The following is a 13,152-nucleotide window of genomic DNA, read 5'->3' as shown; positions in this document are numbered from 1 at the left end:
TGTGCTCATGGCGTGCGCGCTGCCGGCAGCAGATGGCCGATCTGGTCCAGCGCCTGCTGCAGCATTCCGCGGTCTTCCCACACGTGCCCGGGCAGCGCCAGCAGGGCCCGCACGCGTGCCTTCACGATGTCATGCGCGTGGGCGAAGGCGGCAGCCTTGTCGGCATCGCTGCCCTCTGCCTCGGCCGGGTCCGGCAGGCCCCAATGGCTGCGGATGAAGTCACCGAACACCACGGGGCAGGCTTCCGCTGCCGCCGCATCGCAGACGGTGATCACAAGATCCATGGGGGCGGCATCAGCGAACTCATCCCAGGATTTGCTGCGCAGTCCCGCGACCGGGATGCCTTCTGCGCGCAGCTGTGCAAGCGCGAACGGATTGACCTGGCCGGTCGGGTGGCTGCCGGCACTGTAGGCCGTGAAGCGGTCGCCGCCCCATGCGCGCAGGGTGGCTTCGGCCAGCACGCTGCGGGCGCTGTTGCCGGTGCAGAGAAACAGGATGGAGCGGGACATGAAGGCGTTTCCGTATCAGCAGCTGCAGGGATTGCCCGACGGCGTGCACTGTTCGCTGGGCGAACCGGCGCAGCAGTTGTGCGTGAGGTACTCGATCAGGCCGGTCATTGCGCTGAAGTTCGCGCGGTAGCAGACGTGGCGGCCCTGGCTCTCGCTCTCGACCAGGCCGGCCTGTACCAGTTCCTTCAGGTGGAAGCTGAGGGTGGCGGGAGGAACCTGGAGGGCTGTGGCGATGTCGCCGGCCATGCGACCGGCCGGGCCGGCTTCGACCAGCAGGCGGAAGGCTGCCAGGCGGGTGGCGTGGCCGAGCGCGGTGAGCGCAGTGATTGCATTTGACGTTTCCATATTTCTAGAATAGTCGAATGAATAAGCCGACCACAAGTCCTTCGTTGCCCCATCTGAGGGAAGCCTCGCTTCCCCAGCCTGATCACCAGCGGTTGGCCGCCGAACGCCAGGGGCCGCCACGTATCCTGCTGCTGTACGGCTCACTGCGGCCGCAATCGTTCAGCCGCAAGCTGGCACTGGAGGCCGAACGCCTGCTGCAGCATCTGGGCTGCGAAACGCGCGTGTTCGATCCACATGCCTTGCCGCTGCTGGACAGCGTGGACAAGGAGCACCCGGAAGTGCAGCGGCTGCGCGAGTGGTCGCACTGGTCGGAAGGGCAGGTGTGGGTCAGCCCGGAGCGGCACGGTACGGTGACCGGCGTGTTCAAGAACCAGATCGACTGGCTGCCACTGGAAGACGGCAGCGTGCGGCCGACCCAGGGCAGGACGCTGGCGGTGATGCAGGTCTGCGGCGGTTCGCAGTCGTTCAACACGGTCAATACGCTGCGGGTGCTGGGCCGCTGGATACGCATGCTGACCATTCCCAACCAGTCGTCGGTGGCCAAGGCCTGGCAGGAGTTCGACGAAGACGGGCGGATGAAGCCCTCGCCCTACTACGATCGTGTGGTGGATGTGGTCGAAGAACTGGTGAAGTTCACGCTGCTCACCCGCGGCCGTGCCGACTACCTCGTGGATCGTTACAGCGAGCGCAAGGGCGATGCGTTGGCGGTGGAGCTGGCGCGGGCGGCGGGAGCGAGCGGCGTCTAAGGCGGATGCCGAATCGCGTGCGGTTCCTGCTCAGTTAGCCGGCGTAGGCTGCAGGGCTTCCAGTACCTGGCAGTCGGCCAGGCGCCCGCCGGGGCAGTTGCCGATCATCCGCTGCAGTTCGTCCTGCAGCGCCTGCAGGTCGGCAATCCTGCGCGCGATGTCGGCAATGTGTGCCTTCACCACGTCATCCACCGAACCGCATTGGTGCTCGCGTTGTTCGCCGAAGGCGATCAGCTCGCGGATCTGCTCGATGGCGAACCCCAGCTCGCGCGCACGACGCACGAATGCCAGCCGCCGTTGGTCCTGTGCGTCGTAGCAGCGGTAGTTGCCCTGCGAGCGCAGCGGCGGCTGCAGCAGCCCGATCTTTTCGTAATAGCGGATGGTCTCTGCCTTGGTGCCTGTCTGGCGGGCCAACTGGCCGATGGTGAGTGGGGCTGTCATGGGCTTGACCTTGTAGGGGCTACAAGGTTGATAAAGGCAGCTCCCTTTCATTTCAAGCCCGGGCACGCCCGGCGGAGCGCCCCATGGACCAGTGCTGCGGCCACAAACGCCAGGAGCTGGCATCGATAGCGCTGCACAGCGCCCAACGGCGGGTACTGGTGGCGGTGCTGGCAATCAACCTGGCGATGTTCTTCATCGAGTTCGGCGCGGGCCTTGCCGCGCGATCCAGCGCCCTGCAGGCCGACGCGGTCGACATGCTGGGGGATGCCATCGTCTATGGCCTGAGCCTGTGGGCGGTAAACCGGGGCGCGCGCTGGGAGGCGGGCGCGGCGCTGGCCAAGGGCCTGCTGATCCTGGCCTTCTTCGTGTTCATCGTGTTCGAAGTGGCCGGCAAGCTGGTCAATGGGGTGCCACCGTCCAGCACGCTGATGCTGGTGTTCGGTGGCATTGCCCTGGTGGCGAACCTCACCTGCCTGGCGCTGCTATGGCGGTTCCGCAGGTTGAACATCAACATGAAGAGCACGTTCGAGTGCTCGCGCAATGACGTGGCCGCGAACCTGGGGGTGCTGGTGGCCGCAGGTGGCGTGGCCATGACCGGGCGCGGCTGGCCGGATATTGTCGTCGGCGCAGTGATCGCCCTGTTGTTCCTGAGGTCGGCAGTGAGCGTGATCGCTGAAGCGTGGCCGGCATGGCGGGCAGCACGCCACCAGTGATTCAGTTACGGTGGTGCCTGCTTGGGCAGATCGCCACCTGTTGTGAGCGAATGCGTCGTGGAGTTCGGCAGGAAGACTTTTGGGGCGCGTGGCCGTGGTGACGACTGTGTGGGAGGGGCTCTGGGATATCGGCTCCATGGTCTATTGTGGCCGCAGCGCAGGCGGTGGATAGAGGCGAATGGAAACGAGAGGCAAACTGAGAGAAAGGGAGGCGCTGTCGCCAACTGGCTTCTATGACCAATACTATGCGGAAAGTGGCCTGGATCAGGAAACCGTAATGGAGCTGCTGGAGCACGTTGCAGATGAGCTTCGATTGCCTTCCGGGAAGCTCCGTCCCGCAGATCGGTTTTCGAAGGAACTGTCGCCTGGTGAAGCTCATAACTGGGACTCGGGGTATGGAGCTTTAATATTCGAGTTTCAATCGCTCGCTAAGGAACGTGGTGTTACAGTCGATCGGCGGGTGGACTCGCTCAACGACTACATTCGTATCATGGCGGGTATCTATTGATGAGATTGATGCGTCCTTGAGCGGCTATCGGCGTGAGATTTCACAGTGCGTACTGAGGACTCGGGGATGCCAAAGGTGAGGTGTGCCGCCGCTGTCATTACCGGCCTGGTTCTGGCGGGCTGTGCAACATCGGGTGGCGATATGATCGTGCGCGTCTCGGGAAGCGTGCCGCCAGGTCAGGGTGACGTTCGCGCTCTCGATTGTGAGCTGAGCATGCTTGGGGAAGGCGAAGGCGTAGTTTCGTCGAAACCGGTTGGAAGCACATTCTCGGTCCCCATGATGGTCGTTGCAGGGCCGGAACCCAGAAGCTACCAGTTCGCCGTCGAATGCAGGGACGGTCGAAGGTTCGCATCCAGGGAAGTTCAGATCAGTAGTCGGCGGTCCTATGCCAGGGATCTCAACCTTGGGGAGCTTCAGGAGTGATGAGAGAGAGGAAGGGTCGACCGAGGTCGCACCGCCGTCGTATGCATCTGACGGATTCCAGTAGATGAATGAAGATTTCAACGCGCTCGAATGGTGTGACGCCACCTTGCTGGCCATCAACATCGACAGAAGCAATCCTGGCGTATGTGATGAGGTAAAGGTGCAGGTGCGCTGGCCGGATGGCCGGCAGGCAACCGTTTGCTTCCCGGAAGCCTACGGGTGCTCGGCGCTCATGAACTTCGGCGTGCTGGGTGAGGAGGGAATAGAGTTCGCCAGGGTCGACGATGACGAGCCGGGACTCGCCGATCTTCTTGATCGTTGGAAGGCGGTCGGCTATCCGCTGTCCGGCCTGAAGTGTTTCCGTATCGAGACCAGCTCGACCGGAAGCGTCATTCTCATCTACGCCAGGACATGGCGGATCGAGCATCTGCCGATGGTGGATGCAGTGCCCTGAAGGACATCCCATGCCCAGATTCCTCACCCCCGACGAGGTCTCCCTCATCCACAGGCTGCTGCCGGAGACGACCGAGCTGTCCGAACGGTTGTTGAAGGATCTGGCGCTCGCTCAGGTGGAGGATGTGGGTGTCGTCGGATTCGGGGGCGTGGTGTTCCTGTCCAGCACGACCCGGCTTTTCGGCAGTGACATTGCTACGGCCATGCTTGCCGATGCTGACGGCGTGCCGGTGAGAGTCACCCTGTGCCTGGATAATCACGATCAGCTCTTCGAGCTGGAGCTGTGGAAGGTGGACTTCTCGCCGATCATCGGCGTCGATCTGAGAAGCGCTTTCAGCGAGCACTGACGCCTGTTGAAGGCGGTCCTCACTGAAGGCCGTTGCGCATGGCGTTCACCCTTCGGGCTGCAGCCGCCCCACCGCCTGCGCGCACAACGACTGGCAGGCCATCACCAACCCCTCCATCACTCGGTCGCCCACGTATTGCTCGGGTTCGCCGTTCTGGCGGGTGCGCTCCGCCGCCAGCAGCATTTCCAGCACCACCCGCAATCCACTCAACGCGCAATCGGCATCGGCCAGGGCCAGGCAGCGGCCGGGCAGTTGATGCCGCTCCGGCCAGGGTTGGCCATCGGCCGCCGCACCGGAGCCGATGCGGTGGAGGTTGGCAATGAAGGTGTTCCTGTCCACTGCGGGCGCAGCCTGTGGCGAACCGTCGTCGTGGGCGGTGCTGCGGTAGGCGTGGATGCGGGAAGTCCGATTCGTTCATGGCAAGGCTCCGTGCAGGGCAATCGGTAGCCGCCACTCATAAAAGTGGCGGACGGTACGTGGTTCGAACACCGGGTTGATGTCAGTCCGGCGGGCCCGAAGGCCCCCACGCACCGCCCGCCATAGCCGGCAGACGGATTGCCAGCCGGCGCCACGCTGAGGTGACGCCGGCTGGCAAGCGCATACATCAACATCAACTCGGGTGTTCGAAGCCCGGCCACCCTTTTCCGGTGGCACGCCATCTGAGCCCCTGGCGCTGTGCAATGCCAATCAGAAGAGTTGCAAACATCACTCGATTGGAGACGCTTTCGGCATTCTCCCACGCTGTTAAGCACCGCCAGCGCTGGCTGGCGTGGTGATCCGCCCGAACCGTGCAATCTGCGACAGGTGTCGAGGTTGGGGGAGGGAAGGGCGCGGGTGGGAAGGGGCGATGGCGACAGGCTCCGCAGGGGCCTGAGTCGAGCATCGCTCGACGCTACAGACGCCAAAGCGTGACGTGCGACTCGGGTTGACGTTCCCAGCCACCAAGCGCAGGCTGGTCCGGCACGTTTCCTAACCAGAAGGAGACTTATGACCGCCACCGCTTCCCTGCATCCGACGCCCGATACCCCGGGGCGTTCACGGCTCTGGAGTGTGTTCTGGCTGCAGGGCGTCATTCCCAGCAACATTCTGTGGGCGGTAGCCCTCTGGGCCCTGGTCAACCAGCGCACCACGCTGCTGCTGGGGGTCTTTGCCGTGCTGCTGCTCTATACCGGCTGGATCATCCCGGCGGTCTGGCGGGCGGCGCCCACCGCGCGCACCCCCAACCTGGGCGTGGCCGCGCGCGGGCTGACCGTCGCCTGGGGCCTGAACACCGTGCTGGTGATCTTCTTCCTGACCCTGCAGCTGGTGGCTCAATAGAACTGAACAGGCTCGCCGCCCCGGTCGAAGGCGGCGAAGCGGCCGATCTGACCGTCATGGATGGCGTTGACCATCAGCTGCAGCGGGCGCGCGGCTTCGTCGCTGTTGGGCGCGAAACCGGCGCGGCCGTCCAGCGCCGCCACGAAGACCAGGTCCCAGTCGATGCCGGTGGTGGTCGATTCGGTGGCCAGCGCCTGGAAGCTGGACACCTCGGCCGGCAGCTTGTCCACGCACAGCACCGGCGACAGGGTGCCGCCCTCGCGGCGGTCATGCCGGTCGCGCTGGTCGTCGGTGGGCGATTCGGGCAGCTCGGCGCGCACGAATACGAACAGCAAGCGTTGCGGTTCAGCCTGCTGGCCTGCGGCGTGCAGCAGTTGCTGGAAATCGTTCATCATCATGAGGGTTGTCACACGCCCGCTGCACGGAAAGCCGCATGCTGCCATAACGCCTGCCGCGCGGGGCCGAAGACGATTGATTTAAGTCATGCCCATGGAACTGACTGCCGCGTACTCTGGCAATCGTTCCAGCAGACGAGGGTTTCCGGGCCGTTCCGGGCACAGGCAAGACGGTGGAGCAACAAGGTGGACCAGCCATGAGCCAACTCACCGACGGTTTCGGACGCAGCTTTCCGTACCTGCGCCTGTCGTTGACCGAAGCCTGCAACTTCCGTTGCAGCTACTGCCTGCCCGACGGTTACCAGGCCGATGGCCGCCCGCGCTTCCTGCAGGTGGATGAAATCGCGCGCCTGGTGCGCGCGTTTGCCGCGCTGGGCATGAGCAAGATCCGCCTGACCGGTGGCGAGCCCAGCCTGCGCAAGGACCTGGACGAGATCATCGCCACCGTGGCGGCGGTGCCGGGCATCCGCAAGGTGGCCATCACCACCAATGGCACGCTGCTGCCGCGGCGCCTGCCGGGCTGGCACCGCGCCGGCCTGACCGCGCTGAACGTGAGCATGGACAGCCTGCAGCGCGAACGCTTCAGGACCATCACCGGGCATGACCGCCTGCCGGAGATCGAACAGGGCCTGGCGCTGGCACAGGCGTTGGGCCTGCCCGCGATCAAGCTCAACGCGGTACTGCTGCGTGGCCTGAACGACAACGAGCTGCCGCAGTGGATGGACTACCTGCGCGACCGCCCCTTCAGCGTGCGCTTCATCGAACTGATGCGCACCGGCGACAACGAAGCCTATTTCCAGCGCCACCACCTGCGCGCCGACCTGGTGATCGAGCAGCTGCTGGCGGCCGGCTGGCACGAGCGTCCGCGCGCGGCCGATGCCGGCCCGGCGCGTGAGTTCGGGCATCCGGACCATCGCGGCAGCATCGGCATCATCGCCCCGTATTCGCGTGACTTCTGCAAGGGCTGCAACCGCCTGCGGGTGACCGCCAAGGGCGACCTGCGGCTGTGCCTGTTCGGCGAGTTCGGCGTGCCGCTGCGCCCGCTGCTGCAGCGCGACGATGACCACGACGCGTTGCTGGCACGCATCACCACACAGCTTGGCCTGAAAGCGGCCGGGCATGGACTGCACCAGGGCCAGACCGGGCTGACCCCGCACCTGGCCTCCATCGGAGGATGAGCAACACGATGAGTGGGGAATTGAATGCGGCCTTCCATATGGCCGATGTCCGCGACAAGCGCATCACCCGCCGCCGTGCGGTGGCGGTGGGCGAGCTGCATGCCGGTCCGGTGGCCTATCCGCTGATCGTCGAGCGCCGCCTGCCCAAGGGCGATGCGCTGGTGATGGCCGAGATTGCCGGCCTGCAGGGCGCCAAGATGGCCTCGATGCTGATGCCGCTGTGCCACCCGTTGCCGCTGGAGCTGGTGCAGGTGTTCTGCGCGGCGGTACCGGAACGGCAGGCGATCCGCGTGTGGTGCGAGTGCGCCAGCGAGGCGCGCACCGGCGTTGAGATGGAGGCACTGGCTGGCGTCAACGCGGCGCTGCTGACCCTGTACGACCTGAGCAAGCCGGTGGAACCGGCGCTGCGCATCGAGGGCATCCGCCTGCTGTTCAAGGAAGGTGGCAAGCGCGGCGTGTGGCTGCACCCGGATGGCATGGACGATGCCGAGCGCGCGCGCTTCAAGCCGCGTGCGCCGAAGGGGCTGGAGGGCGCGGCCTGTGCAGTGATCACGCTGAGCGATCGCGCCAGCGAGGGCACCTATGAGGATGTGTCCGGCCCGACCCTGGTCGCCGGCGTGAAAAAGCTGGGCGGCGAGGTTGTGGCGGCCGAGGTGTTGCCCGATGGCATCGAGCCGTTGGCGGGCCGCCTGCAGGCTCTGGCGGCCGAGGGCGTGCGCCTGTGCCTGTGTACCGGCGGTACCGGGCTGGGCCCGCGTGACCTGACCCCGGAGGCGCTGCGTTCCTTGAACGCGCGGCCGGTGCATGGCCTGGCGCAGATGGTGCGGGCACTGAGCGCACAGCACACGCCGATGGCCTGGCTGAGCCGCGCCGAGGTGGTGCAGCTGGGCAACATGCTGGTGTTCGCGCTGCCGGGCAGCCCGAAGGCGGCGGCGCAGTGCCTGGATATCCTGGCGCCGGTGCTGGGCCACGCCTTGGCGATGGTCGACGGTGGTGGCCACTGATGATTGCCTATAGCGAAGCCTTGCAGCACCTGCTGGATGCGGCCACGCCGCTGCCGGCCGAGCGCCTGCCGCTGCATGAGGCCGGCGGCCGCACTCTGGCCAGTGACATCATCAGTGAGCAGTCGCTGCCGCCGTTCGACAATTCTGCGATGGACGGCTTCGCGCTGCGCGCCAACGGCGCGACGTTCGAAGCCGGTACCGAATTCGCGGTGCAGGGTTGGCAGGCGGCCGGCGATGCCGGCGCCGAAGGCGGCGAGGGTGCCTGGGAAATCATGACCGGCGCGCGCATGCCGGTTGGGCTGGATACGGTGGTGCCGGTCGAGAACGTGGACGTCCTCGCCAGCGAGGATGGACGCCCGATCCGCATCGCCTTGAAGGGCACGGTCAAGCCGGGCCAGAACGTGCGCCTGCGCGGCCAGGATGTGAGCGACGGCGAACGTGTGCTGCAGGCCGGGCAGGTGCTGGACATCAATGCGCGCACCCTGCTGCATGCCATCGGCGTGGGCCAGGTGGCGGTGGTGGCGCGGCCGAAGGCGGCAGTGATCGCCACCGGCAAGGAGCTGGTGACCGAGGCGGCGCAGACGCTGGAATCCGGCCAGATCCGTGACAGCAACCGGCCGTATCTGGTCGGCCGCCTGCAGGCTGCGGGTGCCGAAGTGGTCTGGCAGGGCACCGTGGGCGATGACGTGGCCGCGTTCAATGCGGTGCTGGATGAAGCGCTGGCTGCCGGCGCGCAGCTGCTGATCAGCACTGGCGCCGTGTCGGCCGGTCGCTACGATTTCGTTCCCGATGCACTGCGTGGCCGTGGTGCGCGCATCGTGTTCCACAAGGTAGCGATCCGCCCCGGCAAGCCGCTGCTGTTTGCGGTGCTGCCCAATGGCGCGCTGTATTTCGGCCTGCCCGGCAACCCGGTCTCGGCCGCCGTGGGCCAGCGCTTCTTCGTCGAGCCGGTGCTGCGGCGTCTGCTGGGGCTGGCACCGGAAACCGTGTTGCAGCTGCCGCTGCAGGCTGACGTGCGCAAGCCGCCGGGCCTGCGCTTCCATGCGCGGGCGCGGGTGGAAGTGGACGGTCAGGGGCGCCTGAGTGCGCGCGTGCTGTCCGGGCAGGAGTCGTTCCGTTTGATGTCCATGCTGCAGGCCAACGCCTGGGTGGTGCTGGAGGCCGAGGGAGACCTGGCCAACGCTGGCACTTACGTGCGCGTGCAGGGCTGGGGTCACCATGACCCGGTGCAGCTGGCGAGCCAGGAGTCATGATGAAACAGGTGAATCTGCAGTTGTTTGGTGCGTTTTCCGATCTGGATGCCAGCCGCGAAATCGCGGTGGAGGTGGCCGGTAGCACCGTGGCCGACTTGCGCCAGGCACTGCGCGAGCTGCTGCCGACGCGTTGGCCGGGTTTCCGCGCCGGCCTGCTGGACTACTCGGCATTTGCCGACCAGCAACGCGTGCTGCGTGACCACGAAGCGCTGCCCGACGATGGCCGGGTGGCGATCCTGCCTCCGGTGAGCGGGGGCTGAGCGATGAGCGAGAAGATCATCGCCAAGGTGGTGGACCGCGCGCAGGCGGCGATCGATCCGGCCGAGGGCATCGCTGCGGTGTCCGATCCGGGGTTCGGTGGCATCGACGTGTTCATCGGCAAGGTGCGCGACGTCAACATCGGCCGGCCGGTGACCGGGATCACCTACGACCTGTTCGAGCCGTTGGTGTTGAACGAGTTCAAGCGCTTGGCCGCCGAGGTTGAGGCTACGTTTGGACCGAAGCTGAAGCTGTATGTGGCCCACGCCAAGGGCCGCCTGGGTATCGGCGATGTGGCGGTGGTGGTGGCGGCGGGCAGCCCGCACCGTGACGAGGCGTTCCGTGCCTGCCGGCAGTTGATCGAGGTGGTGAAGCACCAGTGCCCGATCTGGAAGCAGGAGCATTACGAGGACGGCGACAGCGAGTGGAGCGAGGGCTGCAGCCTGTGCCACGCGGACAGCGAGCCCGCACATGCCCATGACCATGCGCACGACCACCAGCATTGAGTCCGCTGCAGCCACGCATGGCGTGGCTCTACTGCGGGGTGCCCGGGCGATGCCATGCGTGGATGCTTCTGCGGTGGATCTGGCCGGTGCAGCCACGCATGGCGTGGCTCTACCACCGAATGTCTGGATGGCTGCGGGGTTCAGTAGATCCACGCCATGCGTGGATGTGGCCTTCCCGATGAATCCGGCCGACGCAGCCACGCATGGCGTGGCTCTACTGCGATGAGCATCAACGGCATCGTGCTGGCCGGCGGCCTGTCCAGCCGGATGGGCCGCGACAAGGCGCTGCTGCCGTGGCAGGGGCGCACGCTGCTGGAACACATGCGTGGCCTGCTGCTGCAGGCCGGCGTCGAACGGGTGTGGGTGAGCGGCGACTATCCGGCCTTCGGCGGCATCCCCGATCAAGTGGCGCGCTGCGGTCCCCTGGGTGGACTGCACAGCGTGATGCAGCAGATGCCCGATGGCCCGGCCTGGGTGGTAGCGGTGGATACGCCGTTGCTGGCGCCGCGGCTGCTGCAACGGCTGGGTGCCGAGGGGCAGGGCGCATGCACGATCTTTGACGGGCATCCCTTTCCCATGCTGTTGAATGTGGACAATGCCACTCGTAGCGTGCTGGCCGCGATGCTGGATGATGCGGACGGACGCCGCTCGGTACAGGCCTTCCAGCGCCGCCTGCAGATGCACGCGCTGCCGCTGGAAAGCGTTGACGAAGCCTGCCTGGTCAACTGCAATACCCCCGAACAATGGGAGGATGTTGCGTCATGAAAGTGCAGTTGCAGGACCAATCGGTACGGCTTCGCCTGGACGAGGCCGAACTGGCGCGCCTGCTGGCCGGTGAATCGGTCGAGAACATGACCCGCTTCGGCGGTATCGAGGGCTGGGGCATGGCGGTGTCGCTGCATGGCGGCGATCAACCGGTGCTGCTCGATGGTGGCACCTTCTGCCGCCTGGTACTGCCGCGCCCGGCCGTCGAGGCCTTGGCGGCGCGGTTGCCGTGCCGGGATGGCCTGCCATTCGACATTGCCCTGGAAGACGGCAGCCAGCTTCAGCTGCAGTTCGATGTGGACGTGCGCGACAGCGTGCGCCAGCGCGGGGTGACCCGCCGCAACACCGCTTCACCGGTTTGACATTTGTCAGGGGCACGGCGGAAACCGGCCCCTGATTGATCCAGATCAACCCCGTCGTTGTTGCTGCGCGGCTTAATGGCTGCATGACGACGGGTCACAACTTGAAAGCAATACCCACGTCATTCCACAGCCTTGGAGCCATGTATGACCGTCGGTAGCGATCCTGTTGTCCGCAGCACTGCCCGTCCGGGTCGCGTCATCAGCGACTGGACGCCGGAGGACCCCGGCTACTGGGAGCGCACCGGCAAGCGGGTCGCCACCCGCAACCTGGTCATCTCGATTCCCTCGCTGCTGCTGGCCTTCTCGGTCTGGGTGCTGTTCTCGGCGGTGTCGATCAGCCTGCCGAAGATCGGCTTCAACTTCGGTACCGACCAGCTGTTCTGGCTGGTGGCGCTGCCCAGCCTGTCCGGCGCCACGCTGCGCATCTTCTATTCGTTCGTGATTCCGATCTTCGGTGGCCGCCGCTGGACTGCGCTGTCCACGGCCTCGCTGCTGGCGCCGACGCTCTGGCTCGGCTTTGCGGTACAGGACCCGGCCACGCCGTACGGGGTGTTCGTGGCCATCGCGATCCTGTGCGGCTTCGGTGGTGCGAATTTCTCGTCGTCGATGTCCAACATCTCCTTCTTCTACCCCAAGCAGAAGCAGGGCCTGGCGCTGGGCCTGAACGCCGGCCTGGGCAATGTGGGCGTGTCGGTGGCGCAGGCGGTGATCCCGCTGGTCATCACCGTGGGCGTGTTCGGTGCGCTGGGTGGTGCACCGCAGTCCACGGTGGAGGGTGGGGCACCGCTGTTCCTGCAGAACGCCGGCTTCATCTGGGTGCCAGCGATTGCGCTGTGCGCCATCGCGGCCTGGTTCGGCATGAACGACCTGACCAGCGCCCGCTCGTCGTTCTCCGAGCAGGCGGTGATCTTCCGCCGCAAGCACAACTGGCTGATGTGCTGGTTGTATATCGGCACCTTCGGTTCCTACATCGGCTTCTCGGCCGGCTTCCCGATGCTGGTGAAGAGCCAGTTCCCGGAGGTGAACCCGCTGGCCTACGCCTTCATCGGCCCGCTGCTGGGCGCACTGATGCGCTCGGTGGGCGGCAGCATGGCCGACCGCTGGGGCGGTGCACGCCTGACCTTCTGGGTGTTCGCGCTGATGATCGCGGCCGTGTTCGGCGTGCTGCACTTCCTGCCCAGCCATGGCCAGGGCGGCAACTTCCATGGCTTCCTGCTCAGCTTCATGGCGCTGTTCGTGCTCAGTGGCATCGGCAACGGCACCACGTTCCGCATGATCCCGGTGATCTTCCGCACCCTGCATGAGCGCTGGTCGGCCAACGACAACGCCGAGGGCAAGGCCACGGCTGCTCACCAGGCCAGCATCGAGTCGGCCGCGGTGGTCGGCTTCTCCGGTGCGATCGGTGCCTATGGCGGCTTCTTCATTCCCAAGAGCTACGGCTCGTCCATCACCTTGACCGGCAGCCCCGACATGGCGCTGTACGGATTCGTTGTTTTCTACGTCACCTGCCTGGCCGTGACCTGGTGGTGGTACTACCGGCGCGGTGCTGAGACACCCTGCTGACGACATGAAAACGCACCGCAGCCAGATGACACACACAGCCACGATGCCGATGTCCGCAAAGGGAGA

The 13,152-nt window shown here is 65.9% G+C and carries 18 protein-coding genes and 1 pseudogene; 14 read left to right on the top strand and 5 right to left on the bottom strand.

Going from position 1 to position 13,152, the window contains the following annotated elements; translation table 11 throughout:
- Positions 1-5 precede the first annotated feature (5 nt).
- Together DFO63_RS02665 and DFO63_RS02660 are read right to left on the bottom strand one after the other, a co-directional pair.
- On the bottom strand, positions 6-509 hold the full coding sequence (locus DFO63_RS02665; protein ID WP_119006382.1) for an arsenate reductase ArsC: 504 nt from the start codon (positions 507-509) through the stop codon (positions 6-8).
- A 15-nt stretch (positions 510-524) separates the two neighbouring features.
- Positions 525-854 (bottom strand): winged helix-turn-helix domain-containing protein, encoded by a 330-nt coding sequence (locus DFO63_RS02660; RefSeq protein ID WP_119006381.1) that lies wholly within the window; start codon positions 852-854, stop codon positions 525-527.
- A 17-nt stretch (positions 855-871) separates the two neighbouring features.
- On the opposite strand from DFO63_RS02660, the gene arsH reads away from it, so the two are divergent.
- Complete coding sequence (gene arsH / locus DFO63_RS02655; RefSeq protein ID WP_119006380.1) at positions 872-1,600, top strand: arsenical resistance protein ArsH; 729 nt, start codon at positions 872-874, stop codon at positions 1,598-1,600.
- 30 nt (positions 1,601-1,630) lie between these two features.
- On the opposite strand, the gene DFO63_RS02650 is transcribed toward arsH, so the two are convergent.
- A complete protein-coding gene (locus tag DFO63_RS02650) occupies positions 1,631-2,041 on the bottom strand; it encodes a helix-turn-helix domain-containing protein (RefSeq protein ID WP_119006379.1) in 411 nt (136 codons plus the stop codon).
- A gap of 83 nt (positions 2,042-2,124) precedes the next feature.
- Between DFO63_RS02650 and DFO63_RS02645 the strand changes: the two genes are divergently transcribed.
- The 4 genes from DFO63_RS02645 (at position 2,125) to DFO63_RS02635 (ending at position 4,485) form a co-directional block, all read left to right on the top strand.
- Positions 2,125-2,754, top strand: coding sequence for a cation transporter (locus DFO63_RS02645; RefSeq protein ID WP_119006378.1), 630 nt, complete (start codon positions 2,125-2,127; stop codon positions 2,752-2,754).
- Between the two features lie 277 nt (positions 2,755-3,031).
- Positions 3,032-3,262, top strand: coding sequence for a hypothetical protein (locus DFO63_RS21935; protein WP_147416387.1), 231 nt, complete (start codon positions 3,032-3,034; stop codon positions 3,260-3,262).
- 487 nt (positions 3,263-3,749) lie between these two features.
- Positions 3,750-4,139 carry a hypothetical protein gene (locus DFO63_RS02640; protein ID WP_049444663.1) on the top strand — a complete coding sequence of 130 codons (390 nt, stop codon included), beginning with the start codon at positions 3,750-3,752 and terminating at the stop codon, positions 4,137-4,139.
- A 10-nt stretch (positions 4,140-4,149) separates the two neighbouring features.
- A complete protein-coding gene (locus tag DFO63_RS02635; RefSeq protein WP_049444665.1) occupies positions 4,150-4,485 on the top strand; it encodes a hypothetical protein in 336 nt (111 codons plus the stop codon).
- 45 nt (positions 4,486-4,530) lie between these two features.
- Here the strand turns inward: DFO63_RS02635 and DFO63_RS02630 are convergent.
- Positions 4,531-4,903 (bottom strand): annotated as a pseudogene (locus DFO63_RS02630) (hypothetical protein).
- A gap of 569 nt (positions 4,904-5,472) precedes the next feature.
- Between DFO63_RS02630 and DFO63_RS02625 the strand changes: the two are divergent.
- Positions 5,473-5,802 (top strand): hypothetical protein, encoded by a 330-nt coding sequence (locus DFO63_RS02625; protein WP_119006377.1) that lies wholly within the window; start codon positions 5,473-5,475, stop codon positions 5,800-5,802.
- On the opposite strand, the gene DFO63_RS02620 is transcribed toward DFO63_RS02625, so the two are convergent.
- Positions 5,796-6,200 (bottom strand): ribonucleotide reductase subunit alpha, encoded by a 405-nt coding sequence (locus DFO63_RS02620; RefSeq protein WP_119006376.1) that lies wholly within the window; start codon positions 6,198-6,200, stop codon positions 5,796-5,798. The genes DFO63_RS02625 and DFO63_RS02620 overlap by 7 nt on opposite strands.
- Positions 6,201-6,394: 194 nt before the next feature.
- On the opposite strand from DFO63_RS02620, the gene moaA reads away from it, so the two are divergent.
- From moaA to DFO63_RS02580, 8 genes are all read left to right on the top strand, one after another.
- Positions 6,395-7,375: a GTP 3',8-cyclase MoaA gene (moaA, locus tag DFO63_RS02615; protein ID WP_049444670.1), complete on the top strand. Its 981-nt coding sequence runs from the start codon at positions 6,395-6,397 to the stop codon at positions 7,373-7,375.
- A gap of 8 nt (positions 7,376-7,383) precedes the next feature.
- Positions 7,384-8,379, top strand: a complete 996-nt coding sequence (gene moaCB / locus DFO63_RS02610; RefSeq protein ID WP_049444745.1) for a bifunctional molybdenum cofactor biosynthesis protein MoaC/MoaB — start codon at positions 7,384-7,386, stop codon at positions 8,377-8,379.
- The gene (glp, locus tag DFO63_RS02605) at positions 8,379-9,632 is read left to right on the top strand and encodes a gephyrin-like molybdotransferase Glp (protein WP_049444671.1); all 1,254 of its coding nucleotides are present in this window, start codon (positions 8,379-8,381) and stop codon (positions 9,630-9,632) included. Before moaCB ends, glp begins: the two co-directional genes overlap by 1 nt.
- Entirely contained in the window at positions 9,632-9,892 is a 261-nt protein-coding gene (locus DFO63_RS02600; RefSeq protein WP_049444672.1) for a MoaD/ThiS family protein, read from the top strand. Before glp ends, DFO63_RS02600 begins: the two co-directional genes overlap by 1 nt.
- Positions 9,893-9,895: 3 nt before the next feature.
- Positions 9,896-10,396, top strand: coding sequence for a molybdenum cofactor biosynthesis protein MoaE (locus DFO63_RS02595; protein ID WP_049444673.1), 501 nt, complete (start codon positions 9,896-9,898; stop codon positions 10,394-10,396).
- Positions 10,397-10,618: 222 nt separating this feature from the next.
- Complete coding sequence (locus DFO63_RS02590) at positions 10,619-11,161, top strand: molybdenum cofactor guanylyltransferase (RefSeq protein ID WP_049444674.1); 543 nt, start codon at positions 10,619-10,621, stop codon at positions 11,159-11,161.
- On the top strand, positions 11,158-11,523 hold the full coding sequence (locus DFO63_RS02585; protein WP_049401273.1) for a hypothetical protein: 366 nt from the start codon (positions 11,158-11,160) through the stop codon (positions 11,521-11,523). The genes DFO63_RS02590 and DFO63_RS02585 overlap by 4 nt, the downstream gene beginning before the upstream one ends.
- A 144-nt stretch (positions 11,524-11,667) precedes the next feature.
- Positions 11,668-13,086 carry a NarK family nitrate/nitrite MFS transporter gene (locus DFO63_RS02580; protein WP_049444675.1) on the top strand — a complete coding sequence of 473 codons (1,419 nt, stop codon included), beginning with the start codon at positions 11,668-11,670 and terminating at the stop codon, positions 13,084-13,086.
- Positions 13,087-13,152 lie beyond the last annotated feature (66 nt).

This window comes from Stenotrophomonas sp. AG209 (assembly GCF_003550055.1).
Lineage (GTDB): Bacteria > Pseudomonadota > Gammaproteobacteria > Xanthomonadales > Xanthomonadaceae > Stenotrophomonas.
This window is presented reverse-complemented; position numbering and strand designations above follow the sequence as displayed.

What these genes read in the sequence shown, in the direction of transcription:
- DFO63_RS02665 (WP_119006382.1), bottom strand. Translation starts at nt 509, where the DNA reads ATGTCCCGCTCCATCCTGTTTCTCTGCACCGGCAACAGCGCCCGCAGC.
- DFO63_RS02660 (WP_119006381.1), bottom strand. Translation starts at nt 854, where the DNA reads ATGGAAACGTCAAATGCAATCACTGCGCTCACCGCGCTCGGCCACGCC.
- arsH (WP_119006380.1), top strand. Translation starts at nt 872, where the DNA reads ATGAATAAGCCGACCACAAGTCCTTCGTTGCCCCATCTGAGGGAAGCC.
- DFO63_RS02650 (WP_119006379.1), bottom strand. Translation starts at nt 2,041, where the DNA reads ATGACAGCCCCACTCACCATCGGCCAGTTGGCCCGCCAGACAGGCACC.
- DFO63_RS02645 (WP_119006378.1), top strand. Translation starts at nt 2,125, where the DNA reads ATGGACCAGTGCTGCGGCCACAAACGCCAGGAGCTGGCATCGATAGCG.
- DFO63_RS21935 (WP_147416387.1), top strand. Translation starts at nt 3,032, where the DNA reads ATGGAGCTGCTGGAGCACGTTGCAGATGAGCTTCGATTGCCTTCCGGG.
- DFO63_RS02640 (WP_049444663.1), top strand. Translation starts at nt 3,750, where the DNA reads ATGAATGAAGATTTCAACGCGCTCGAATGGTGTGACGCCACCTTGCTG.
- DFO63_RS02635 (WP_049444665.1), top strand. Translation starts at nt 4,150, where the DNA reads ATGCCCAGATTCCTCACCCCCGACGAGGTCTCCCTCATCCACAGGCTG.
- DFO63_RS02625 (WP_119006377.1), top strand. Translation starts at nt 5,473, where the DNA reads ATGACCGCCACCGCTTCCCTGCATCCGACGCCCGATACCCCGGGGCGT.
- DFO63_RS02620 (WP_119006376.1), bottom strand. Translation starts at nt 6,200, where the DNA reads ATGATGATGAACGATTTCCAGCAACTGCTGCACGCCGCAGGCCAGCAG.
- moaA (WP_049444670.1), top strand. Translation starts at nt 6,395, where the DNA reads ATGAGCCAACTCACCGACGGTTTCGGACGCAGCTTTCCGTACCTGCGC.
- moaCB (WP_049444745.1), top strand. Translation starts at nt 7,384, where the DNA reads ATGAGTGGGGAATTGAATGCGGCCTTCCATATGGCCGATGTCCGCGAC.
- glp (WP_049444671.1), top strand. Translation starts at nt 8,379, where the DNA reads ATGATTGCCTATAGCGAAGCCTTGCAGCACCTGCTGGATGCGGCCACG.
- DFO63_RS02600 (WP_049444672.1), top strand. Translation starts at nt 9,632, where the DNA reads ATGAAACAGGTGAATCTGCAGTTGTTTGGTGCGTTTTCCGATCTGGAT.
- DFO63_RS02595 (WP_049444673.1), top strand. Translation starts at nt 9,896, where the DNA reads ATGAGCGAGAAGATCATCGCCAAGGTGGTGGACCGCGCGCAGGCGGCG.
- DFO63_RS02590 (WP_049444674.1), top strand. Translation starts at nt 10,619, where the DNA reads ATGAGCATCAACGGCATCGTGCTGGCCGGCGGCCTGTCCAGCCGGATG.
- DFO63_RS02585 (WP_049401273.1), top strand. Translation starts at nt 11,158, where the DNA reads ATGAAAGTGCAGTTGCAGGACCAATCGGTACGGCTTCGCCTGGACGAG.
- DFO63_RS02580 (WP_049444675.1), top strand. Translation starts at nt 11,668, where the DNA reads ATGACCGTCGGTAGCGATCCTGTTGTCCGCAGCACTGCCCGTCCGGGT.